Raw genomic sequence first — 21,710 nt, 5'->3', positions numbered from 1 at the left:
CCGAGCCGGGGGCGGCGGGCCTCCGGGCACCGGGCAGAGGGATCTGCATACTTATGCACGGAGTGACAGGAACACGGAATAAGTCCGAATAGCGGACAGCCCGGGCCCTCGTTATCCGATTTTGATCTGGATGAGGGCCATCTGACCGTTCACAGATGGCAGGATTCCCCCCATCTCGGATCGAGCCGGCCACTGGTCGAGGCGGTTCGCTTGACGTCCACCTCGGCGGAGGGTGGCGGAAGCAGTACCCCGTAGCAACCTGGGCGGCCCGTCCGCACAGGCACCGCACCATCCGGCCCTGCACGTACGACGACGTACAGCGAAATACACCCGTACAGCGCCGTACGACCCTGCCGCCCCGGTGTGCCGCCCCCCGCGGCGCGCTCCGCCCGCCCTCTCCCTCAGGAGGAGATCCCCCTCATGACCGCCCGTACCCAGCGCACCCGGCTTCTCGCGGCCGGCGCGGTTGCCGCCTCCGTCACCCTCGTCCTGACCGGCTGCAGCAGCAGCAAGAGCGACGGTGGCAGCGGCGCGCCCAACGCCTCCGCGACCGTCAACGCGGTCAAGGCCGACGACAAGCTCGCCGCCCTCGTCCCCGCCGACGTCAAGTCCTCCGGCAAGCTCCTGGTCGGCGCGGACGCCTCGTACGCGCCGGACGAGTTCAAGGACGACAGCGGCAAGGTCATCGGCATGGACGTGGACCTGGCCAACGCCATCGCGGCCAAGCTCGGGCTGAAGGCCGACGTCCAGGACTCCGGCTTCACCGCGATCATCCCCGGCATCCAGTCGAACAAGTTCCAGCTCGGCATGTCGTCCTTCACGGACAACAAGGAGCGCGAGCAGGTCGTCGACATGGTGACCTACTTCAACTCCGGCAGCGCCATCGCGGTCAAGAAGGGCAACCCCGACAAGGTCGACCCCAACGACCTGTGCGGCAAGAAGGTCGCCGTCCAGACCGGCACCACCCAGGCCGACGAGATCAAGGACACCCGCAACCCGGACTGCGCCAAGAACGGGAAGCCGGGCATCCAGAACGACGGCGACAAGTTCGACCTCCAGACGGACGTCACCAACGCCGTCGTCTCCGGCCGCGACCAGGCCATGATGGCCGACTCCCAGGTCGTCGACTACGCGATCAAGCAGGCCGGCGGCCAGCTGGAGAAGCTCGGCTCCACCTACGGCGTGGCCCCCTACGGCGTCGCCGTCGCCAAGGGCTCCAAGCTCACCCCCGCGATCCAGGGCGCCGTCCAGTCGCTGATCGACGACGGCACCTACAAGCAGATCCTCACCAAGTGGGGCGTCGAGTCCGGCGCCCTCGACAAGTCGACCGTCAACGGCGCCGTGAACTGACCGTCCGCCTGCTCCATCTCTCCCCCGAGGCCACACCGTGAACTCTCTGGACAAGGGGAAGGCGGAGGAGGGACGGCCTGAGACCATCAAGGCCGTCCCGGTCCGCCACCCCGGACGCTGGGTGGGCGCCGTCGTCATCGCCCTGCTTGCGGCGATGCTGCTGAGCGCCCTCTTCACCAACCCCGCTTTCAAGTGGGACATCGTCGGGCAGTACCTGTTCCACGACAGCATCGTGCACGGCATGGTCGTCACGCTGGAACTGACCGTCCTCTCCATGCTGATGGGCGTGATCGGCGGCATCGTCCTCGCCGTGATGCGCCTGTCCCCGAACCCCCTGCTCTCCGGCACCGCCTGGATGTACATCTGGGTCTTCCGCGGCACCCCGGTGCTGGTGCAGCTGGTGTTCTGGAACTTCCTCGGCCTGATCTGGGCCAAGCTGTCGATCGGCGTCCCGTGGGGGCCGGAGTTCTGGTCCGCGGACACCAACGTCCTGATCCCGACCTTCGTCGCCGCCCTGCTGGGCCTCGGCCTCAACGAGGCCGCCTACATGGCGGAGATCGTCCGCGGCGGCATCCAGTCGGTGGACGAGGGCCAGACCGAGGCCGCCCACGCACTCGGCATGAGCCGGTTCCAGACCATGCGCCGGATCGTCCTGCCCCAGGCCATGCGGGTGATCATCCCGCCGACCGGCAACGAGACCATCTCGATGCTCAAGACCACCTCGCTGGTCAGCGTGATCTCCCTGGAGGAGATCTTCCGGGCCGGTCAGGTCATCTACTCCCGGAACTACCAGAACATCCCGCTGCTGATCGTGGTCAGCCTCTGGTACCTGTTCTTCACCTCGCTGCTGACCATCGGCCAGTACTACATCGAGCGCTACTACGCCCGCGGCTCCAACCGGACCCTCCCGCCCACCCCGGTGCAGCGGCTGCGGGGCCTGTTCGCCGGGAAGCCCGCCCCGAAGACCGGCGCCGACGTCGTCCCGGGGCTTGAGGGAGGTGGTCACGTATGACCGACCTGAGCAAGACCCCGGCCGCCGCCACCGGGCAGCCGATGGTGCGCGCCGAGAGCGTCCACAAGTCCTACGGCTCCGTGCACGTGCTCAAGGGCATCGACCTGGAGGTCAAGCAGGGCGAGGTGTTCTGCCTGATCGGCCCCTCCGGCTCCGGCAAGTCGACCTTCCTGCGGTGCATCAACCACCTGGAGAAGATCAACGGCGGACGCCTCTGGGTGGACGGCGAACTGGTCGGCTACCAGCAGAAGGGCGACAAGCTCTACGAGCTCAAGGACCGCGAGGTCGCCGTCAAGCGGCGCGACATCGGCATGGTCTTCCAGCGCTTCAACCTGTTCCCGCACATGACGGCCGTCGAGAACGTCATGGAGGCCCCGGTCCAGGTCAAGGGCGAGAGCAAGGCCGCCGCCCGGGAGCGGGCGATGGTCCTGCTGGAGCGGGTCGGCCTCGCCGACAAGGCGAAGAACTACCCCTCCCAGCTCTCCGGCGGCCAGCAGCAGCGCGTCGCGATCGCCCGCGCGCTGGCCATGAAGCCCAAGCTGATGCTGTTCGACGAGCCCACCTCGGCGCTCGACCCCGAACTGGTCGGCGATGTCCTCGACGTCATGCGCGGCCTCGCCGAGGAGGGCATGACCATGGTGGTCGTCACCCACGAGATGGGCTTCGCCCGCGAGGTCGGCGACGCGCTGGTGTTCATGGACGGCGGTGTGGTGGTCGAGTCCGGCAACCCCCGCGAGGTGCTCACCGACCCCCGGCACGAGCGCACCCGCGCCTTCCTCTCCAAGGTGCTGTAGAACCGTACCGACCGGCGCCCGGCAGGCTGCTCCTGCCGGGCGCCGACGTTTTCCCCACCCAGGTAATAGGCTGGACGCAATCAGCCCGTTACCGACCTTTTGGAAGGACCTCCGTGGAGCTCGCCTCGTACGCCGATCTCGCCGTTCGGCTGGTGAACACCGAGGAGCCCGAACGCGGCACCGACACGCTGACGTCCGTGGACGCGGTGCGCGGCCTGTTCTCCGACTCCTCGCGGGCCGCCGCACAGGCCGACGAGTCCGACCTGCCCCGGCTGCGGGCGGTGCGGACCAGGCTGCGCGGGGTCTTCGAGGCCGCCGCCGAGGGCGACGAGATCCGGGGCGTCGACCTGCTGAACAGCCTGCTAATGGAGTACCCGGTCAGCCCGCTGGTCTCCGGGCACGACTACCTGGACGACGCCGGCCGGCCGCGCTGGCACCTTCACCTGGCCGACAACTCGCCGACCGCCACCGCGCACTTCAGCGCGGTCGCCTGCATGGGCCTGGCCGTCCACCTGACCGAACTGGGCGCCGACCGGCTCGGCATCTGCCAGGCCGCGCCCTGCCGCAACGCCTACCTGGACACCTCGACCAACCGCTCCCGCCGCTACTGCTCGGACCGCTGCGCGACCCGCGCCAACGTCGCCGCGTACCGGGCCCGCAAGCGCCAGGAGGCCGAGGCCGCGGCACTCGGCGCCGCCGGCTAGGCCGGGCCTGGCAGACAGAGCAGGGCCCAGGGGGTCAGAGCTGCTCCGCCCAGACGCCCAGGCGGCGGGCCAGGCCCGGCACCCGGGCCAGCCGGGTGCTCAGCAGCAGCCGCTCCAGCCGCCGCCCCGGCGCCAGCCAGGCCGGGCGCGGGCGCAGCCGCAGCAGCACCCGGCCGAGCACCAGTTCGTCCGGGACCGGGCCGTAGCTGCGGCTGTCGCTGTCCACCGGCCGGTTGTCGGACAGCAGCCACCAGCCCCTCGGACGCCGCTCGGCGGCCCGCTTCACCACCAGCAGGTCCTGCTGGAAGGGGTGCCGGAAGAGCACCACCGCGCCGGGCCGGATCGGCGCGCCGTAGCGCACCAGCAACTGGTCGCCCTCGCGCAGGGTCGGGACCATCGACGGGCCCGCCACGTCGACCAGCCCGAACGGCACCGCGCCGCCGCCCCGGCCCCGCCCCCGGGGTTCCGTGCCCGCCGGTTCCGTGCCCGCTGGTTCCGTGCTCCGCGCCACGACTCCTCCTCCCGGACCGACCGGTCCCAGTCTGCCGTACGGACCGTCACCCCGTTCGATCCGTTCGATGTCCGGATTACCCCGGTTCCGGGTCCGCCTTTTGCCCTAGGCCCACCGCCCGATCGCGAAACCCCGGGGGCGGAAGGGTAATCTCGGGCGCGGGAAGACGATCTAAGGAAGGACTCCCATGTTCTCTCGTCTGTTTGCACCGCGCGCCACCGCCCACGCCCACTGTGACCTGCCCTGCGGCGTGTACGACCCGGCGCAGGCCCGGATCGAGGCCGAGTCGGTCAAGGGCACCCAGGAGAAGTACCAGGCCAACGAGGACCCGGCTTTCCGCACCCGCGCCCTGATCATCAAGGAGCAGCGTGCCGAGGCCGTCAAGCACCACATCTCGGTGCTGTGGAGCGACTACTTCAAGGCCCCGCACTTCGAGAAGTACCCGCAGCTGCACCAGCTGATCAACGACACCCTGAAGGCCGCCTCGGCCGCCAAGGCGTCCACCGACCCCGCCACCGGCCAGGCCCTGCTGGACCTGATCGCCGAGGTCGACAAGATCTTCTGGGAGACCAAGCAGGCCTGAGCCTGACGCGTCGCCACCCGACCGCCCCCGTCCGCGAGCCCGGACGGGGGCGGTCGTGCGTTCACGCCCCATCCGAGCCCGGTAAGGGTTGCCTAGCCTGAGTGGCTGTTATGCTGCCAGGGCGTCCGAGGGGGAAGTCCGGTGTGAATCCGGCGCTGACCCGCAACGGTGAGCACGGCCCCCGGGGCCGCGCCAGCCCGATCGCCCCCGGCCGCTGAACTCCCGACAACTCGCCGTGGACTGCGAGGGGATGGCGCCCGGGCCCGCGCCCGACCGGTGCCGCCCCCGCGCACCCGCGGCCCGAGGCAAGGCGCACCGTGAGCAGCACCGCAGTCGCGGGCAGTGGCGCAACGAGCCCGCCCGACCGCCGAATACCCGCCCTCCCGCTCGCCGTCGGCCTGGCCGCCGCCCTGCTGCTCTCGCTGCTCTGCGGCGTGGCGCTGGGCGCCTCCGGGATCGGCCTGCCCCGCGTCCTGCGGCTGCTGGCCGCCGGGCTGACGGGCGGACGGCTGGAGGCGGAGGAGGCCGCCGCCTACGCGATCGTCTGGGAGATCCGGCTGCCGCGCGCCGTGCTGGCCGCCGTGGTCGGCGCCGGGCTGGCCGCCACCGGGGTCGCCGTCCAGGCCCTGGTGCGCAACGCGCTGGCCGACCCGTTCGTGCTCGGCATCTCCTCCGGCGCGGCCGTCGGCGCCAACGCGGTACTGCTGCTCGGCGCCTTCGCCTCGCTCGGGGTGTGGGCGATCTCGGCCTCCGCGTTCGGCTCCGCGCTGGTCGCCATGGTGCTGGTCTACCTCGCGGCGCGGACGGCCTACGGGCTCACCCCGCTGCGGCTGGTGCTCACCGGCACCGCGCTCTCCTACGGCTTCTCCGCCGTCACCGCGCTGATGGTCTTCGCGGCCGCCCGCGGCGAGGCCGCCCGGGACGCCATGATGTGGCTGCTCGGCAGCCTCGGCGGCGCCACCTGGGGCTCGGTGCCGATCGCCGCCGCCACCGTGCTGGCCGGCCTGGCGTACCTGGCCTGCGCCGCCGGCCGGCTGGACGCGCTCGCGATGGGCGACGAGACGGCTGCCTCGCTGGGCGTGGACCCGGACCGGCTGCGCCGCGAGCTGTTCGTGGTGACCGCCGCCGTCACCGGCACGGTGGTGGCCGTCAGCGGGGCGATCGGCTTCGTCGGGCTGATGGTGCCGCACCTGGCCCGGATGCTGGTCGGCGCCGGGCACCGCCGGGTGCTGCTGGTCGCGCCGCTCGCCGGGGCGCTGCTGCTGGTCTGGGTGGACATCGTCTCGCGCACCCTGCTGGCGCCCGCCGAACTGCCCGTCGGGGTGGTCACCGCGGTGCTCGGGGTGCCCTGTTTCCTGCTGCTGATGCGCCGTCGCGGCTATTCCTTCGGAGGCCGCTGATGGATCTCGCCCTGGACTCCGTCTCGGTCGAGCTGGCCGGCGCCCGGCTGGTCCACGACGTCGCCCTGGACGCCGCCGCCGGGCAGGTGGTCGGACTGATCGGACCGAACGGCAGCGGCAAGTCGACGCTGCTGCGCTGCGTCTACCGGGCGCTGCGGCCGGCCGCCGGGGCCGTCCTGCTGGACGGCACGGACCTGCACGCGCTGACCGCGCGCGAGGCCGCCCGGCGGGTGGCCGCGCTCCCCCAGGAGCACTCCGCCGAGTTCGACTTCACGGTGGCCGAGGTGGTCGCCATGGGCCGGCTGCCGCACCGGCGCGGCCTGGGCGGCCCGGGCGCGGACGACCACTCCCGCTGCACCGAGGCGCTGCGCAAGGTCGGCGTCGAGCAGTTGGCCGGGCGGGGCTTCCTGAGCCTGTCCGGCGGCGAGAAGCAGCGGGTGCTGATCGCCCGCGCGCTGGTCCAGGAGCCCCGGCTGCTGGTGCTGGACGAGCCCACCAACCACCTGGACATCGCCCACCAGTTGGACGTCCTGGCGCTGGTCCGGGAAGCCGGCCCGACGGTGCTCACCGCGCTGCACGACCTCAACCTGGCGGCCGGCCACTGCGACCTGCTGTACGTGCTGCGGGCCGGCCGGATCGTCGCCTCGGGGCCGCCCGCCGAGGTGCTCCGACCCGCCCTGCTGGCCGAGGTGTTCGGCGTCCGGGCCACCCCCGTCCGGCACCCGGTGACCGGCGCCGTCCAACTGCTCTTCGACCGGATCTGACCCACCCCCCGAAGGAACCCCCGTGCGCACCAAGGCCGTTGCCATCACCGCCCTGCTCACCCTCGGGCTCACCGCCTGCGGCGCCGAGATCGCCCCGAGCGGCGACGCCACCGCCGCCTCCGCCCACTACCCGGTGACCGTGGAGAACTGCGGCACCAAGCTCACCTTCCCGCAGAAGCCCGCCCGGACGGTGACCAACGACGTCGGCATCACCGAGCTGATGCTCGCCCTCGGCCTGGCCGACCGGATGGCCGGCTACGTGATGCCCGACGACAAGGGCCGGGTCGACCAGGTCGCCTGGAAGGACGGCTACCAGCAGACCGCGTGGCTCTCCAAGAAGGAGATCACCAAGGAGATCGTGCTGGGCGCCAAGGCCGACCTGGTCTTCGCCGGCTGGCACTACGGCTTCGACGAGGGCCGCGGCTTCACCCCGCAGGCGCTGGGGGACCTCGGCATCCCCTCGTACGTGCTCAGCGAGTCCTGCCGCAGCGGCAAGGGCACCGAGCGCGGCGTGATGTCCCCGCTGGACGCGCTCTACACCGACCTGGCCAACCTCGGCGAGATCTTCGACGTCCGCGACCGGGCGGACAAGCTGGTCGCCGATTTCAAGACGCAGGTCGCCGCCGCCCCGCAGCCCGAGCGCCGGCCGTCCGTGTTCCTGTACGACAGCGGGCAGGACAAGCCGTACACCGCCGGGAAGTTCGCCGCGGCCGACGAGATCATCGCCAAGGCCGGCGGGGCCAACGTGATGGGCGACCTCGCGGACACCTGGGTCACCGTCGGCTGGGAGAGCGTCGTCCAGCGCGACCCCGAGGTGATCCTGATCAACAACTACGGCGAGACCGGCGCCGACGCCAAGCGCGCCTTCCTGAAGTCCTTCCCGCCGCTGGCCGGCGTCTCGGCGGTCAGGAACGACCGGATCTTCGTCCTGGACTACGTCGACCTGGTGGAGAGCCCGCGCAACCCGGCCGCGATCACCGCGCTGGCCGACTACCTGCGCACCGTCCCCGCCCGCTGACCCGCCCGGTCCCGGCCCGGGCCCCGATCAGGGCCTGGGCCGCGGGCGGGGGCGCGCAGTAGGCTCGCGGCATGATCCGCACCGCCGTCGTGACCGACGTCCCCGTCATCCTCGCCCTGATCCGCGAGCTCGCGGAGTACGAGAAGGCCCCGCAGGAGGCCGTGGCCACCGAGGAGCAGCTGCGCGACGCCCTGTTCGGCGCCAACCCGGCGCTGTTCGGCCTGATCGCCGAGGACGACGCCACCGGCGAGCCGGTCGGCTTCGCGGTCTGGTTCCTCAACTTCTCGACCTGGCGCGGCACCCACGGGATCTACCTGGAGGACCTGTACGTCCGCCCGCAGTCCCGCGGCGGCGGCCACGGCAAGGCGCTGCTGCTGGAACTGGCGCGGATCGCCGTCGAGCGCGGCTACGCGCGGGTGGAGTGGTCGGTGCTCGACTGGAACACGCCCTCGATCGACTTCTACAAGTCCCTCGGCGCGGTGCCGATGGACGGCTGGACCGTCTACCGGCTCACCGGCGAGGCGCTCGCCGCCGCCGGCGGCGGTCACTGAACGGACCGTCCGAACCCCTGCCACCCTGCGTCGCGATGGCTTACCATGAGTGACTCCCGAGCCCCGGCCGGCGTGCGGAAGGCGGTAAGGTCTCAGGCGGATACGCGGCGTCCGGTCGCCCCGCGAAGGGTATGACCGGTACGTACCGCACCACCCCTCTGGACAGTTGGGGCGAAGCAGTTGAGCCAAGCAACAGACAGTGCCGCGGCCACCGGCCCGGAAGCACAGCGCGTCACCCAGGAGGTGAGGGTGTCCCAGATCGACGGCGAGCCCGGAGTGCAGGACTTCGTGGAGGTCCGGCTGCCCGCGGCGGGTGCCTACCTCTCGGTCCTGCGAACAGCGACGGCCGGCCTGGCGGCACGGCTCGACTTCACCCTCGACGAGATCGAGGACCTGCGGATCGCGGTCGACGAGGCCTGCGCCATCCTGCTCCAGCAGGCGGTGCCAGGCTCCGTCCTGACCTGCGAGTTCCGGCTGGTCGGCGACTCGCTGAAGGTGACCGTCACCGCCCCCACCACCGACGGGAAGGCGCCCGAACGGGACACCTTCGCCTGGACGGTGCTCTCCGCCCTGGCCGGCGAGGTCGACTCCTCGGTCGGCGAGGACAAGACCGTGTCGATCAGCCTGCACAAGAAGCGCGGCGGCCCCGTCGCCCACTAGCCGGGGCGTCGACCAGCACCGCACAAGGGCCGTCCGCCCGGTCCCCGATCAGGGGCCGGGCGGGCGGCGCCCGGTACCGCCCCCCACGCGGTACGACCAACGAGACGATGCCGGGGCCCGAGGGCCCCGGTGCTCCCGGAACGGAACGGGGGAATGGCCGTGAGTGATCTGGACCGTACCGGCCTCGCGACGGCGGGACCTGCCGTACCGACCCAGGCGAGCGTTCCTGGCCTCGCCGCCAACGACGATGCGCACCCGAAGGACGCCCACCGGATGAGCCACCCGACCGAGCCGACGTCTGAACCGTCGCCCGCATCCCCGCCCCCGTCCGATCCGGCGGACGAGGCCGCGGACCTGCGCACCGCGGTGCCCGTCCAGGCGCCGGCCCCGGCCCCGCACCGCTCGGGCGCACCGGACCGGGAGGCGGCCCGCGCGCTGTTCGTCCGGCTGTCCGCGCTGCCCGACGGCTCCCCGGAGCGCGTCGAGCTGCGCAACCAGCTGGTGCGGATGCACATCCCGCTGGTCGAGCACCTGGCCCGGCGGTTCCGCAACCGGGGCGAGCCGCTGGACGACCTGACCCAGGTCGCCACCATCGGCCTGATCAAGTCGGTGGACCGCTTCGACCACGAGCGCGGGGTCGAGTTCTCCACCTACGCCACGCCGACCATCGTCGGCGAGATCAAACGGCACTTCCGCGACAAGGGCTGGGCGGTCCGGGTGCCGCGCCGCCTCCAGGAGCTGCGGCTGTCGCTCACCACGGCGACCAGCGAGCTCTCCCAGCGGCACGGGCGCTCCCCCACGGTGCACGAGCTCGCCGAGCACCTGGGGATCTCCGAGGAGGACGTCCTGGAGGGCCTGGAGTCCGCCAACGCGTACTCCACGCTGTCCCTGGACGTCCCGGACAGCGACGACGAGTCGCCGGCCGTGGCGGACACCCTCGGCGCCACCGACGAGGCGCTGGAGGGCGTCGAGTACCGCGAGTCGCTCAAGCCGCTGCTGGCCCAACTGCCGCCCCGGGAGCAGAAGATCCTGGTGCTGCGGTTCTTCCGGAACATGACCCAGTCGCAGATCGCCGCCGAGGTGGGGATCTCCCAGATGCACGTGTCCCGCCTGCTGGCCCGAACCTTGGCCCAGCTGCGGGAGAAGCTCCTGGTGGAGGAGTAGGACTGACGGCCGCTCAACCGGCGGCCGACCCCCGGCGGCCCTGTGCGCTCAGCCCTCGTGCGACGCGTACAGGGCCGCCGTCGACTTCGGGTTCAGCAGCGCGCCGATGCCGACCAGCCCGAGCAGGCCGACCAGCACGCCGACGCCGATCATCGCGCCGCCGCTCTCCAGCATGTAGTACCCGATCGGCAGACAGATCGAGTTGGTGAGCACGGCCGGGCTGCGGCCCCAGCGGCGCTCCTTGAGCAGCGCGCGGGCGGCCAGCACCGGCAGCACGCCGAGCAGCACGATGACCAGGCCGCCGAACTCGTTCAGGGCGAGCTGCTTGGACTGGCCGGACAGCGCGGACACCATGTCCCAGACGCCGACGACGGCCAGCGCGGCGCCCTCCAGGGCGGTGATGGCGGCGCCCACGGTCAGCGCCAAGGGGCGGGCCGGGCCCGCCGTGGGTACGGGTGCGGAGGATTCTGCGGTCACTCCAGCAGGGTAGCCGCCGGTTGGTCCGTACCGACCCGTAGGCTTTCCCCATGCGCGCTCTCCTGGTCGTGAACCACAAGGCCACCACCACCAGTGGCCGCACCAGGGACGTACTGATCCACGCGCTGCGCAGCGACCTCAAGCTGGAGGTGGCCGAGACGCAGTACCGGGGCCACGCCCGCGACCTGGCCCGCGAGGCCTCGGAGGACGGCACGGTCGACCTGGTGGTGGCGCTCGGCGGCGACGGCACCGTGAACGAGGTGGTGAACGGGCTGCTCACGCACGGCCCGGGCGAGAAGGTCCCGCGACTGGCCGTGGTGCCGGGCGGTTCGACCAATGTGTTCGCCCGCGCGCTGGGTCTGCCCAACGACCCGGTGGAAGCCACCGGCGCCCTGCTGTACGCGCTGGAGCACGGGAGCGAGCGGCCGGTCGGCCTGGGCAAGGCGATGACCGACGGGCTGCCGGACCGCTGGTTCACCTTCACCGCCGGCCTGGGCTTCGACGCCGGGGTGGTCGGCCGGGTCGAGGAGCAGCGCCGGTTGGGGCGCAAGTCCACCCACGCGCTCTATGTGGGGCAGGCGCTGCGGCACTACGTCACCCAGCGTGAGCAGCGTCGTTCCGGGCCTGTGGCCCTGGAACTACCGGGCCGAGAAGGCGTGCCGGGCCTGGCCCTGGCCATAGTCAGCAACACCTCGCCGTGGACGTTCCTCGGCAACCGCCCGGTGTACCCCTCACCGCTCGCCTCCTTCGACACTGATCTCGACGTCTTCGGGATCACCCGGATGACGGCGTTCGGCACCGTTCGAACGATCCGTCAGATCCTGCGGTCGTACGCCTCTTCGAGCGAAGGCGCCCCGCCGGCCGGCCCGTCCGGCAAGCACGTCGTCTCCTATCACGACGTCAGACACTTCACCTTGGTTTCAGAGGAACCGGCCCCGTTCCAGGTTGACGGGGACCACCTTGGAGACAGGAGTCGCGTCAGTTTCACAGGCGTACGGCGGGCACTGCGTGTGATTGTGTGACCGGAAGGGGGTTTCACCCTTCTTCTCGAACGCACAAGCCCCCTTCACTCCATAGAAGTACTGGCTGTGAGCTAGGCGACACCGAAGAATCAAAAATTCCTCCCTGAAGGGGGTTGTATCCGGGCCCGAGGTTTGCGAACCTCTACATGGCGATCGGGACGCATCGCAGCGACGGCAACCTCAGAACCTGGCGGGTGTCGACCGCGGGGCGTCCCTCGAATCGCCGAATCCCTCCCTAGCACAGACCACCCGGGCCCCGGCGGGCCTTTGGTCTCTTTTGCTGTTGCGGGATTCGTGAAAGCGTTCACATTCACAAGCCACATTCACAAGCCATCGATTATGCCGACCGGGTGCCCCCCGCCGGCAGGAGGAGTTGGACGACCATGGACTGGCGCCACCGCGCTGTCTGCCGCGAAGAGGACCCGGAGCTGTTCTTCCCGATCGGGAACACCGGTCCTGCTCTGCTGCAGATCGAGGAAGCCAAGGCCGTGTGCCGCCGCTGTCCGGTCATGGAGCAGTGCCTGCAGTGGGCTCTTGAGACCGGCCAGGATGCCGGCGTCTGGGGCGGTATGAGCGAGGACGAGCGTCGCGCGATGAAGCGCCGTGCCGCCCGCAACCGCGCCCGCACCGCCTGATCACACGCCGTAACACCAGCAGTAACCGAAACACCGATCAACACATGATCAAAGGCTTCCCTGCACCTCCTGGTGAAGCCTTCCGCACAAAGGGCCTTGCCTGGCGAGGTCCCGCGACACCGGACCGTCCAGCCACTTGATACTGTTCACTTAGAGCAATATCGTGGAGCTGTGGCGCTCACCGTGTGCAACGCACGGGCGAGGTGTCGCACCACCCAGAGCCCCCGTTCCGGCCGACTCCCCCCGACGGCCGGAACGGGTTGAGAGGCCCTGTCGACCCACCCCCCCCCGGTCGACAGGGCCTCGTTTCTGTTTTCGCGCCCCGTTCTGTGTGCGCGCCCCAGCGCGCCAGCACCCTGGCACGCCCCCGCGCGGGCCGACCCGCGCCGGGCTCGCGGGGTGGGCACCCGGCGCTTTCGCCAAGTGCACGCCCCCACCGCGCGCCTCGATGCACCTTTCCGCGGTCTGCAGTGCGGACCGCACCGCAGACCGGCCGGCGGATCAGCGGACCGGGATCTCCAGGATCACCTTGGTGCCGCCGTCCGGACCGGCCACCATGTCGAAGGTGCCGCCCAACTCGCCGGTGGCCAGCGTGCGGACGATCTGCAGACCGAGGTTGCCGGCCGTCTGCGGGTCGAACCCCTCGGGCATGCCGCGGCCGTCGTCCTGCACCGTGATCAGCAGGAACTCCTCCGGCCGGGCGCCGCCGTTCCAGCTGTCCGACCAGCCCGCCCCGGTCGCCGGGGCCCGCCCGCGCAGCGCGCTGACCTCCAGGTTCCCGGAGGCGGACGGGCCGAAGGCGTGCTCCAGCGCGTTCTGCAGCAGTTCGTTCAGCACCATCGACAGCGGGGTGGCCACCTCGGCGGACAGGATGCCGAAGCTGCCGCTGCGGCGGGTCGCCACCCGGCCGTCCTGGGACAGCTCCATCACCATCGCCAGCACCCGGTCGGCGATCTCGTCGAAGGCCACCTGCTCGTCCAGCGCCTGGGACAGCGTCTCGTGCACGATCGCGATCGAGCCGACCCGGCGCACCGCCTCGTCCAGCGCGGCGCGGCCGGCCTCCGACTCCATCCGGCGGGACTGCAGCCGCAGCAGGGCGGCGACGGTCTGCAGGTTGTTCTTCACCCGGTGGTGGATCTCCCGGATGGTGGCGTCCTTGGTCATCAGCTCGCGGTCGCGGCGGCGCAGTTCGGTGACGTCCCGGCAGAGCACCAGCGAACCGGTCAGCGTGCCCTTGGGCTTGAGCGGGATGGCCCGCAGGGTCACCACCCCGCCCTGCACCTCGACCTCGGTCTGCCGCGGCGCCCAGCCGCTCGCCAGCTTCACCAGCGCCTCGTGCACGGCCGCCCGGGAGGGCGGGACCAGTTCGGCGGTGGCCCGGCCCAGGTGGCTGCCGACCAGGTCGGTGGTGAGGCCGAGCCGGTGGTAGGCGGACAGGGCGTTGGGGCTGGCGTAGGTGACGATGCCGTCCGCGTCGAGCCGGATCAGGCCGTCGCCGACCCGGGGGGCGGCGTCCATGTCGATCTGTTCGACACCGTGGAAGGGGAAGCTGCCGGCGGCGATCATCTGGGCCAGGTCGGAGGCGCTCTGCAGGTAGGTGAGCTCCAACCGGCTGGGGGTGCGGACGGTCAGCAGGTTGGTGTTGCGGGCGATCACCCCGAGCACCTTGCCCTCGCGCCGGACCGGGATGGACTCGACCCGGACCGGCACCTCCTCGCGCCACTCCGGATCGCCCTCGCGCACGATCCGGCCCTCGTCGAAGGCGGCGTCCAGCAGCGGGCGGCGCCCGCGCGGGACGAGGTGGCCGACCATGTCGTCCTGGTAGGAGGTGGGGCCGGTGTTGGGCCGCATCTGCGCCACCGAGACGTAGCGGATGCCGTCCCAGGTGGGGATCCACAGGACCAGGTCGGCGAAGGAGAGGTCGGAGAGGAGCTGCCACTCCGAGACCAGCATGTGGAGCCATTCCACATCGGCCCCGGTCAGGGTGGTGTGGCGGCGGACGAGTTCGTTCAGCGAGGGCACATGGCGAGGGTAGCGCCGCCGGTCGGGGCGCGGCGCGGCGGACCGGGGAACGGATCATGCGCCGGGCCTGCGGCGAAGCCCGCTTCCCGAAGTTGTCCAGACCAATTTCCGGGGCGGCCTGGACAACCCAGATTGGTCTAGTCCACAATGAAAGGGCACCAAGGAGAGGCCCACCGCGCAACTGCCCTGACCGCGCGAGGCCTTTCCTCGGTCGGACGCCGCCGAACGAGGACCCCGCACAGTTCTCGATCGACTCCGGCGACCGACGACAGCTCCGGGCTGCGGTGCCGCATGGGTTGAGGGTCCCGTGTCGGCGCCGTGGCCCGTAGTGCTTTCCGGGTACGCCGAGCGCCAGGTGCGACGCGTTCCGGGGGCGCGACGCGTTCCGGGGGCGCGACGCGTTCCGGGCGCTCCCCCCGCCGAAGCCATGTTCCGCCGCTCAACGAGTCGGGCCCCCGTCCACAGCCTGTGGACGGGGGCCCGATCGCGTGGCGCCGTGCCTCAGTGCGTCTCGGTGACCTTGGCCAGGGCGCGCGGGGCGTCCGGGTCCTGGCCGCGGGCGATGGTGACCTCGTAGGCCAGCAGCTGCAGCGGGAGGATCTCCAGGATCGGCTGGACCTCCTCCGGCACGCCGGCCGGCAGGACGAAGCCGGCCGAGGCAGCGTCCACCTGCGCCTGCTGGCCGACCACGACCAGGTCCGCGCCGCGGCCGCGCAGGCGGTCCAGCACCGGCTGCAGGGCCTCGCCGCCCTTGCCGTCCGGGACGATCGCGATGACCGGCGAGACGTTGTCCACCATGGCCAGCGGGCCGTGCAGCAGATCGGCGCCGGAGAACGGGGAGGCCGGGATGTAGGTGGTCTCCATCAGCTTCAGCGCCGCCTCGCGGGCGGTCGGGTAGCCGTAGCCCCGCGAGGTGATGACCAGGCGCTGGGCGAAGCGGTACCGCTCGGCCAGCGCCTTCACCTCGGCGTGGCGGGCCAGGACGCCGGCGGCCAGGCCGGGCAGCTCCTTGGCCGCCGCACCGTCGCCGCCGCGCAGGCCCTCGACCAGCAGGTAGAGCGCCAGCAGTTCGGCGGTGTAGGTCTTGGTGGCGGGCAGCGCCTTCTCCGGGCCGGCCAGCACGTCGATGTGGAACTCGGAGACCTCGGCCAGCGGCGAGGACGCGTTGTTGGTGACGGCGAGGGTGATGGCGCCGGCCTCGCGGGCGGCCTTGGTGGAGGCCACCAGGTCGGGCGAGCCGCCGGACTGGCTGACGGTGACGACCAGGACGTCGGTGAGGTCCGGCTTGGCGCCGTACGCGGTGGTGGTGGACATCGAGGTCAGGCCGGCCGGCTTGCCCAGCAGGATCTCGATCAGGTACTTGGCGTACAGCGCCGCGTTGTCGGACGTGCCGCGCGCGGTCAGCAGGACGAAGCGAGGGTTGCGGGCGGCGATCTCGGCCGCGATCTGGCGGATCTTCGGGGCACCCTCGTCGAGGATGCGCTGGAGGACGGCCGGCTGCTCGGCCATCTCCGCCGCCATGATCCGGCCGGGAACGGAAACAGTCTGCGGGTCGGACATCAGGATGTGCCTCCGATGAGATGGTTCGACCCCTCCGGGCAGGTTGCCCGACGGGGACCTCTACGGCGGCGAGTCCGCACACTCGCTGCGGTGGTTTCCTGCCGCAATCCTACGGGGGCCGCCCCCGGCGGGCACACCCGAAGGCCCGCCCCGGACGGGACGGGCCTTCGGCCTGTGCGGCTGGCGGCGCCGGGTCAGGACGCCTTGTTGATCAGCTGGTCGATCGCGGCGTCGGCGTCCTTGGTGGCCTGGTCCACCGACTTGCCCTTGAGGATGCCGGTCAGCATGTCGGGCAGGATCTTCTGCTTCTCGATCGCGCCCCAGCCGGGGGCCAGCGGGGTGAACCAGGCGTCCGGCACCGCGTTGGCCGCCGCGGCGGTGGTCGGCTTGTTCTTCAGCGGGTTCAGCTGGGTGAGGTTGTTCGGCAGGATGTCCTTGTCGGCCAGCGTCTGCTGGGACTTGGTGCTGGTGAACATCCGCACCCAGTCGGTGGCCAGCTCGACCTGCGTGGACTTGGCGGTGACCGCGAGGTCGGAGCCGCCGATGAAGGTGGGCAGCGGCTTGCCGTCCGGGCCGGGCATGGTGGCCATCTTGACGGTGTCCTTGAGGCTCGGGTCGCCGGTGCCCGGCGCGACGACGCTGGCCGCCTCGTAGCCGTTGCCGTAGAAGGACGCGGCGCGCCCGCGGGCCATCGACTCGAACTGGTTCTGCTCGTTCACCGTCAGGTCGCCCTTGGTGTACTTGCGGACCAGGTCGACGAAGTGGCTGATGCCCTGCTGGGACTTGGCGTCGTGCAGGGTGCCGTGCCAGTTGCCGGAGCTGTCGAACTTGGCGATGCTGCCGCCGTACGCGGCCACGTAGCTCATCGCGGCGTACCAGTACGGGCCGGGCAGGTAGAGCGAGGAGTAGCTCTTGTCGGCCTTGTTCTTGTCGGCGACCTTGTCCAGGGCCGCCGTCAGGTCGGCCTCGGTCTTGGGGAATTCGGCGCTGCCGGTGGCCTGCTGGAAGGTGGCGGCGTTGTAGATGGCGACCCGGGCGCCGGCGTAGTAGGGCACGCACAAGAGCTTGTCCTGGTACGTGCAGGTGTTGGCGAGCGCCTTGATCCAGCTGTCGGAGTTGTCGAAGGTGGTCCGGTCGACCGGAGCCAGCGCGCCGGAGAGCACGTACTTCATGGTCTCGGTGTTGCCGAGCTCGACCACGTCGGGCGCGGAGCCGTCGGCGATCGCCTTGTCGAGCTTGGTCACCTTGTCGGCCCAGCCCTGGTAGGCGAGCTTGAGGGTGACGTTCGGATACTTCGCCGCGAACTGGTCGTTGACCTGCTGCACCAGGTCGGGCCAGTTCTTCTGGGCGTCGTCCATCAGCCAGACGGTGACGGTGCCGCTCGCGGCCTTCGGGTCGGCGCCGGGGCTCTTGCCGTCCTTCGACGCCGTACCGGCCGATGAACAGGCCGTCAGCCCGATCGCCAGGGCAGTGATTCCGAACGTCGACATGAGCTGACGCTTCTTCACGCCATCCTCCGAGGGTGCTAGAGCCGTGTTGCCCGCCGGCAGCGTGATGGCGCCCGCAACGGAGGGTCCGGGCAGGGGCGAAGAGCTTCGGGGAGGGCCGATACCACATCCGGTGAGGTTGAATTTCGAACCGGATGACTGGACTCTGGCCTAGACCATAGGTGGTGTCAACGGCCAAATGGCCTCGTCGCCACGGCCGTTGCAGAGCTGTTGTACCCCGTGGCGATCAGTTGCCGTACCGTCACCCTAAGTGGAACTTAAGGTGGATTTAAGGCCCACTTGAGGGAGCACGGTCACCTGGCGAATCCGCAGGTCAAACGGCGGGGAAACGAAACGGGCCCGCCATGCGACATGCGCATGACGGGCCCGTCGGCCGACGCCTCCCGGGCACTCCCGGTGACGCCCCCCTCGGTCTCAGCCGATGGCCCCCGGCTGCCCGGTGAGCACCTCCACGGCCGCCAGCCCGCAGACCCGGGCGGCGCCGTGGGTGGCGATGTAGAGCGCGCCGACCGGCTCGGACTGCGGCAGCCCCATCTCGACCACCGCGGCGTCCGGCCGGGCCGCCACCAGGCGGCCCAGCGCGGCGGACATCCAGGCGTGCCGGTGCGCGTCCCGGACCACCAGCACCAGGCGGCGGCCCTCGGCGCCGGCCACCAGCTCGGCGACCAGGGCGTCCAGCAGCTCGGGGGCGGCCTGCGCCGCCGAGACCGCGCGGGTGCGGGTGCCGGGGAAGCGGTCGGCCAGCATGCCGGCCACGCCCCACGGGGTGACGTCGCCGACGGCGATGTTCGGCTCGTCCGAGAACGAGGCCACGAACGGGCGCTCGGACACCGGCTGCGGCTCGTGGCCCGGCGCCCGGACCACCTTCAGCGCCCGGCGGGCGGCCCGCAGGCCGACCGCGAGGTCCGGCTCCGGCCGCTCGCCCTGGGCCGAGATCCGGCCCCAGCTGCCGAGCGAGCGGACCCGGTCGGCGGCGTCCGCCAGCCGCTCCTCGGAGAGCACGCCGGCCCGCACGCCCGCCACGATGGCGTCGCGCAGCATCAGCACGGTGTCCTCGTCGGCCAGCCCGCCGCCGACGCAGATCGCGTCCGCGCCGGCCGCCAGGGCCAGCACGGTGCCGTCGCCCATCCCGAAGGTGTCGGCGATGGCGCCCATCTCGATCGCGTCGCTGACGATCAGGCCCTGGTAGCCGAGGCCGCCGTCGGCCGGGGCGGCGCGCAGCAGGTCGCGCAGCACGAGCGGGCTGAGGGTGGCCGGCAGCTTCGGGTCGAGCGCCGGGATCATGATGTGGGCGGTCATCACGGCCTTGGTGCCCGCCGCGATCGCCGCCTGGAACGGGATCAGGTCGCGCGAGCGCAGCACGTCCAGGTCGACGTCGATGACCGGCAGCCCGTGGTGCGAGTCGACGGCGGTGTCGCCGTGGCCGGGGAAGTGCTTGGAGCAGGCGGCCACGCCGGCCGACTGGAGGCCCTCCACCCAGGCGGCGGTGTGCCGGGCGCACAGCTCCGGGTCGGCGCCGAAGGAGCGGACGCCGATGACCGGGTTGCGCGGGTTGGAGTTGACGTCCGCGGTGGGCGCCCAGTTGTAGTTGACGCCGGCCGCGGCCAGCGCCCGGCCCAGCTCGCGGGCGACGTCCCGGGTCAGCGCCGGGTCGTCGATCGCGCCGAGCGCGAGGTTCCCGGGCCAGGACGAGCCGGAGCCCGCCTCCAGCCGGGTGACGTCGCCGCTCTCCTCGTCGATGGCGATCAGGAGGTCGGGGTTCTCCTCGCGCAGCGCCTTGGTGAGCTTGGCGAGCTGGTCGAGGTCGACCACGTTGCGGTCGAACAGCGCGACCGAGCCGAGCCCGGCGGCGAGGTGGCGGCGCAGCCACTGCGGCGGCTCGGTGCCGACGAAGCCGGGCTGCAGGACGGTCAGGGCGTCGCGGTGCAGCTGGTCGCTGACCGGAGCGGTGGGGACGAGGATGCTCACGTTTCTCAGCCCTTCACGGCGCCGTCGGTCAGTCCGCCGACCGCCTTGCGCTGCAGGAAGACGAACAGGATCAGCACGGGGATGGCGAACATCGTGGACGCCGCCATGGTGGCGCCCCAGTCGTTGCCGAAGGCGGTCTTGAAGGACGACAGCCACAGCGGGAGGGTCTTGCCCTCCTCCTTGTTGAGGATCAGGACGAGCGGGAACTCGTTCCACGCGGTGATGAAGCCGAACAGCGAGGTCGACATCAGACCGGGGGCCAGCAGCGGGAAGATCACCTTCACGAAGGCCTGGGAGCGGGTGCAGCCGTCCACCATGGCCGACTCCTCCAGCTCCTTCGGCACCGCGGCGATGAAGCTGCGCAGCGTCCAGATGGTGAAGGGCAGCACCATCATCATGTAGAAGAAGGTCAGCGGCACGAGGCTGTTCAGCATCTCGTTGTCGCGCGAGATCATGTAGACCGCGATGGTCATGACCTCCCACGGCGCCATCTGCGCGACCATGACGACCAGGACGAAGGCCTTGCGGCCGCGGAACTTCATCCGGGCGATGGCGAAGGCCGCGAGGGTCGCGATCACCAGCGAGATCAGCACCGCACCGACGGTGGCGATGAGGCTGTTGGTGACGTACGTCCAGAAGTTGGGCGCGTTGATCGCGGTGGTGAAGTGGTCGAGGGTCCCGTTGAACGGGATGAAGACCGGCGTCTTGCTGATGATGTCGTTGTCCTGCTTGAAGGCAGTCGCGATCATCCAGTAGACGGGGAAGATGAAGAAGACGAAGAGGACGACCGCGATCACGTTCGGCCAGGTACGTCCGATGAGCGAGCGCCTCACAGCTCGTCCTCCTGCTTGATCATGATGCGGAAGTAGTACGCCATCATCGCGCCCAGCATCAGGATGGTGAGCACCGCGATCGCGGAGCCGATGCCGTAGTGCTGCCCGGACGAACCCTCCAGGAAGGCGTGCACGGGCAGGGTGCGGGTCAGGTTCTCGGGGCCGCCGCCGTTGATCGCGTACACCTGGGTGAAGGCCTTGAAGACCCAGATGATCTCCAGGAACGTCGTGGCCAGGAAGAACGGCTTCAGGTTCGGGAAGATCACCGAGCCGAAGATCTTGGACGCGCCGGCGCCGTCCATCCGGGCGGCCTCGTAGAGCTCCTTGGGGATGGTGGTCAGTCCGGCGTACATGTTGAACGCCACGAAGGGGACCGACTGCCAGACGATCAGCAGGATCACCACGAAGAAGGTCGAGTACTGGTCGCTCATCCAGTTGTAGTCGGCCATCGCGTGCCAACCCAGCTTGTCCAGGAACCAGTTGACGACGCCCCACTGCTGGTCGAACAGCCAGGTGTAGACGGTGGTCGCGGCGACCACGGGCATCGCCCAGGCCATCAGCAGGCCGACCGAGAGGAGCAGCCGCATCCGCTTGCCGAGGCGGTTGAGCAGCAGGCCGATCAGGGTGCCGCCGACCATGATCAGCACGACGTTGACCAGGGTGAAGACGACGGTGCGCCCGGTGACCGCCCAGAAGTCCGGGTCGGTCAGCTGCTCCTTGTAGTTGTCGAAGCCGTTCCACTCGGTCAGGTGCTGGACGAACTGGCGCTTGTTGAGGTTCTGGAACGACAGCAGGACCGTCTTCACCAGCGGCCAGCCGAGCAGGGCGAGGGTCGCCACGGTGGCGGGCAGCAGTAGCAGGTACGGTGCCAGGCGTGCGCCGAGGCTCGGCCCGCCTGCGGGTCTGGCGCCCTTGCGGGGGGTGCCGTTGGCGCCACCACCGGCGGCACTCGTCTCAATTCCGGCCACGGCAGCCTTCCCTGAATCCGGGGACTGCGTCTGCACCCGCTCCGAATGCACAGCCATCGTTCTCACTTCCTCACAACCCGAACCACGACGGACAGGCGTCGCTCACCGACCCCCCGCCGGGGGTCGGTGCCCGGACCACAGCGAAGCCCGCTGCCCTGAGCATCTGTCGAGGACCCCTACGGAAACGGCCTGCCATTGAATCTTCC

General features: G+C 70.9%; 21 protein-coding genes and 1 riboswitch. Of the genes, 13 read left to right on the top strand and 8 right to left on the bottom strand.

The genetic code is table 11. The features are described 5' to 3' along the window. Positions 1-420 precede the first annotated feature (420 nt). The 4 genes from AB0R04_RS16875 to AB0R04_RS16860 all read left to right on the top strand — a co-directional run bounded on the left by AB0R04_RS16875 (position 421) and on the right by AB0R04_RS16860 (position 3,860). Positions 421-1,350 (top strand): ABC transporter substrate-binding protein, encoded by a 930-nt coding sequence (locus AB0R04_RS16875; RefSeq protein WP_063347849.1) that lies wholly within the window; start codon positions 421-423, stop codon positions 1,348-1,350. Positions 1,351-1,387: 37 nt separating this feature from the next. Continuing rightward, positions 1,388-2,362, top strand: coding sequence for an amino acid ABC transporter permease (locus AB0R04_RS16870; RefSeq protein WP_063347850.1), 975 nt, complete (start codon positions 1,388-1,390; stop codon positions 2,360-2,362). Beyond that, positions 2,359-3,156 (top strand): amino acid ABC transporter ATP-binding protein, encoded by a 798-nt coding sequence (locus tag AB0R04_RS16865; RefSeq protein ID WP_363371803.1) that lies wholly within the window; start codon positions 2,359-2,361, stop codon positions 3,154-3,156. The genes AB0R04_RS16870 and AB0R04_RS16865 overlap by 4 nt, the downstream gene beginning before the upstream one ends. Positions 3,157-3,269: 113 nt before the next feature. Continuing rightward, positions 3,270-3,860: a CGNR zinc finger domain-containing protein gene (locus AB0R04_RS16860; protein WP_063347852.1), complete on the top strand. Its 591-nt coding sequence runs from the start codon at positions 3,270-3,272 to the stop codon at positions 3,858-3,860. A gap of 34 nt (positions 3,861-3,894) precedes the next feature. Here the strand turns inward: AB0R04_RS16860 and sodX are convergent, their stop codons facing one another. Continuing rightward, on the bottom strand, positions 3,895-4,257 hold the full coding sequence (gene sodX, locus AB0R04_RS16855) for a nickel-type superoxide dismutase maturation protease (protein WP_079136256.1): 363 nt from the start codon (positions 4,255-4,257) through the stop codon (positions 3,895-3,897). Positions 4,258-4,558: 301 nt separating this feature from the next. On the opposite strand from sodX, the gene sodN reads away from it, so the two are divergent. The 7 genes from sodN (at position 4,559) to AB0R04_RS16820 (ending at position 10,511) form a co-directional block, all read left to right on the top strand. Beyond that, positions 4,559-4,954: a superoxide dismutase, Ni gene (gene sodN / locus AB0R04_RS16850; protein WP_063347853.1), complete on the top strand. Its 396-nt coding sequence runs from the start codon at positions 4,559-4,561 to the stop codon at positions 4,952-4,954. An 88-nt stretch (positions 4,955-5,042) separates the two neighbouring features. Continuing rightward, a riboswitch (cobalamin riboswitch) is annotated at positions 5,043-5,182 on the top strand. A gap of 143 nt (positions 5,183-5,325) precedes the next feature. Further along, entirely contained in the window at positions 5,326-6,354 is a 1,029-nt protein-coding gene (locus AB0R04_RS16845; RefSeq protein ID WP_363372035.1) for an iron ABC transporter permease, read from the top strand. Continuing rightward, positions 6,354-7,118, top strand: a complete 765-nt coding sequence (locus tag AB0R04_RS16840; protein WP_363371799.1) for an ABC transporter ATP-binding protein — start codon at positions 6,354-6,356, stop codon at positions 7,116-7,118. The genes AB0R04_RS16845 and AB0R04_RS16840 overlap by 1 nt, the downstream gene beginning before the upstream one ends. A 22-nt stretch (positions 7,119-7,140) precedes the next feature. Further along, positions 7,141-8,136, top strand: a complete 996-nt coding sequence (locus tag AB0R04_RS16835; RefSeq protein WP_363371796.1) for an ABC transporter substrate-binding protein — start codon at positions 7,141-7,143, stop codon at positions 8,134-8,136. 71 nt (positions 8,137-8,207) lie between these two features. Next, positions 8,208-8,687, top strand: a complete 480-nt coding sequence (locus AB0R04_RS16830; RefSeq protein ID WP_063347856.1) for a GNAT family N-acetyltransferase — start codon at positions 8,208-8,210, stop codon at positions 8,685-8,687. 249 nt (positions 8,688-8,936) lie between these two features. Next, positions 8,937-9,347: a hypothetical protein gene (locus AB0R04_RS16825; protein ID WP_063347857.1), complete on the top strand. Its 411-nt coding sequence runs from the start codon at positions 8,937-8,939 to the stop codon at positions 9,345-9,347. A gap of 159 nt (positions 9,348-9,506) precedes the next feature. Next, on the top strand, positions 9,507-10,511 hold the full coding sequence (locus AB0R04_RS16820; RefSeq protein WP_350879654.1) for an RNA polymerase sigma factor SigF: 1,005 nt from the start codon (positions 9,507-9,509) through the stop codon (positions 10,509-10,511). Positions 10,512-10,559: 48 nt separating this feature from the next. Here the strand turns inward: AB0R04_RS16820 and AB0R04_RS16815 are convergent, their stop codons facing one another. Then, complete coding sequence (locus AB0R04_RS16815; protein ID WP_159398434.1) at positions 10,560-10,988, bottom strand: hypothetical protein; 429 nt, start codon at positions 10,986-10,988, stop codon at positions 10,560-10,562. A gap of 50 nt (positions 10,989-11,038) precedes the next feature. Here AB0R04_RS16815 and AB0R04_RS16810 point away from each other — a divergent pair, with 50 nt between their 5' ends. Then, entirely contained in the window at positions 11,039-12,010 is a 972-nt protein-coding gene (locus AB0R04_RS16810) for a diacylglycerol kinase family protein (RefSeq protein WP_063347858.1), read from the top strand. Between the two features lie 383 nt (positions 12,011-12,393). Next, positions 12,394-12,645, top strand: a complete 252-nt coding sequence (locus tag AB0R04_RS16805) for a WhiB family transcriptional regulator (RefSeq protein ID WP_014138019.1) — start codon at positions 12,394-12,396, stop codon at positions 12,643-12,645. 501 nt (positions 12,646-13,146) lie between these two features. Here AB0R04_RS16805 and AB0R04_RS16800 read toward each other — a convergent pair. From AB0R04_RS16800 to AB0R04_RS16775, 6 genes are all read right to left on the bottom strand, one after another. Beyond that, entirely contained in the window at positions 13,147-14,667 is a 1,521-nt protein-coding gene (locus AB0R04_RS16800) for a PAS domain-containing sensor histidine kinase (RefSeq protein WP_244293369.1), read from the bottom strand. 501 nt (positions 14,668-15,168) lie between these two features. Beyond that, complete coding sequence (locus tag AB0R04_RS16795; protein ID WP_363371791.1) at positions 15,169-16,227, bottom strand: SIS domain-containing protein; 1,059 nt, start codon at positions 16,225-16,227, stop codon at positions 15,169-15,171. A gap of 194 nt (positions 16,228-16,421) precedes the next feature. Next, the gene (locus AB0R04_RS16790) at positions 16,422-17,717 is read right to left on the bottom strand and encodes an extracellular solute-binding protein (RefSeq protein ID WP_363371788.1); all 1,296 of its coding nucleotides are present in this window, start codon (positions 17,715-17,717) and stop codon (positions 16,422-16,424) included. 432 nt (positions 17,718-18,149) lie between these two features. After that, complete coding sequence (locus AB0R04_RS16785) at positions 18,150-19,703, bottom strand: glycoside hydrolase family 3 protein (RefSeq protein WP_063347861.1); 1,554 nt, start codon at positions 19,701-19,703, stop codon at positions 18,150-18,152. Positions 19,704-19,708: 5 nt separating this feature from the next. Beyond that, complete coding sequence (locus AB0R04_RS16780) at positions 19,709-20,536, bottom strand: carbohydrate ABC transporter permease (RefSeq protein WP_063347862.1); 828 nt, start codon at positions 20,534-20,536, stop codon at positions 19,709-19,711. After that, positions 20,533-21,561 carry a sugar ABC transporter permease gene (locus AB0R04_RS16775; protein WP_063347863.1) on the bottom strand — a complete coding sequence of 343 codons (1,029 nt, stop codon included), beginning with the start codon at positions 21,559-21,561 and terminating at the stop codon, positions 20,533-20,535. Before AB0R04_RS16775 ends, AB0R04_RS16780 begins: the two co-directional genes overlap by 4 nt. Positions 21,562-21,710: the final 149 nt, after the last annotated feature.

This window comes from Kitasatospora sp. NPDC056731, from assembly GCF_040687675.1.
GTDB lineage: Bacteria > Actinomycetota > Actinomycetes > Streptomycetales > Streptomycetaceae > Kitasatospora.
This window is presented reverse-complemented; position numbering and strand designations above follow the sequence as displayed.

Coding starts and splice junctions, on each gene's coding strand:
- AB0R04_RS16875 (WP_063347849.1), top strand. CDS start 421: ATGACCGCCCGTACCCAGCGCACCCGGCTTCTCGCGGCCGGCGCGGTT.
- AB0R04_RS16795 (WP_363371791.1), bottom strand. CDS start 16,227: ATGTCCGACCCGCAGACTGTTTCCGTTCCCGGCCGGATCATGGCGGCG.
- AB0R04_RS16775 (WP_063347863.1), bottom strand. CDS start 21,561: ATGGCTGTGCATTCGGAGCGGGTGCAGACGCAGTCCCCGGATTCAGGG.
- AB0R04_RS16790 (WP_363371788.1), bottom strand. CDS start 17,717: ATGTCGACGTTCGGAATCACTGCCCTGGCGATCGGGCTGACGGCCTGT.
- AB0R04_RS16830 (WP_063347856.1), top strand. CDS start 8,208: ATGATCCGCACCGCCGTCGTGACCGACGTCCCCGTCATCCTCGCCCTG.
- AB0R04_RS16865 (WP_363371803.1), top strand. CDS start 2,359: ATGACCGACCTGAGCAAGACCCCGGCCGCCGCCACCGGGCAGCCGATG.
- AB0R04_RS16840 (WP_363371799.1), top strand. CDS start 6,354: ATGGATCTCGCCCTGGACTCCGTCTCGGTCGAGCTGGCCGGCGCCCGG.
- AB0R04_RS16805 (WP_014138019.1), top strand. CDS start 12,394: ATGGACTGGCGCCACCGCGCTGTCTGCCGCGAAGAGGACCCGGAGCTG.
- sodX (WP_079136256.1), bottom strand. CDS start 4,257: ATGGTCCCGACCCTGCGCGAGGGCGACCAGTTGCTGGTGCGCTACGGC.
- sodN (WP_063347853.1), top strand. CDS start 4,559: ATGTTCTCTCGTCTGTTTGCACCGCGCGCCACCGCCCACGCCCACTGT.
- AB0R04_RS16810 (WP_063347858.1), top strand. CDS start 11,039: ATGCGCGCTCTCCTGGTCGTGAACCACAAGGCCACCACCACCAGTGGC.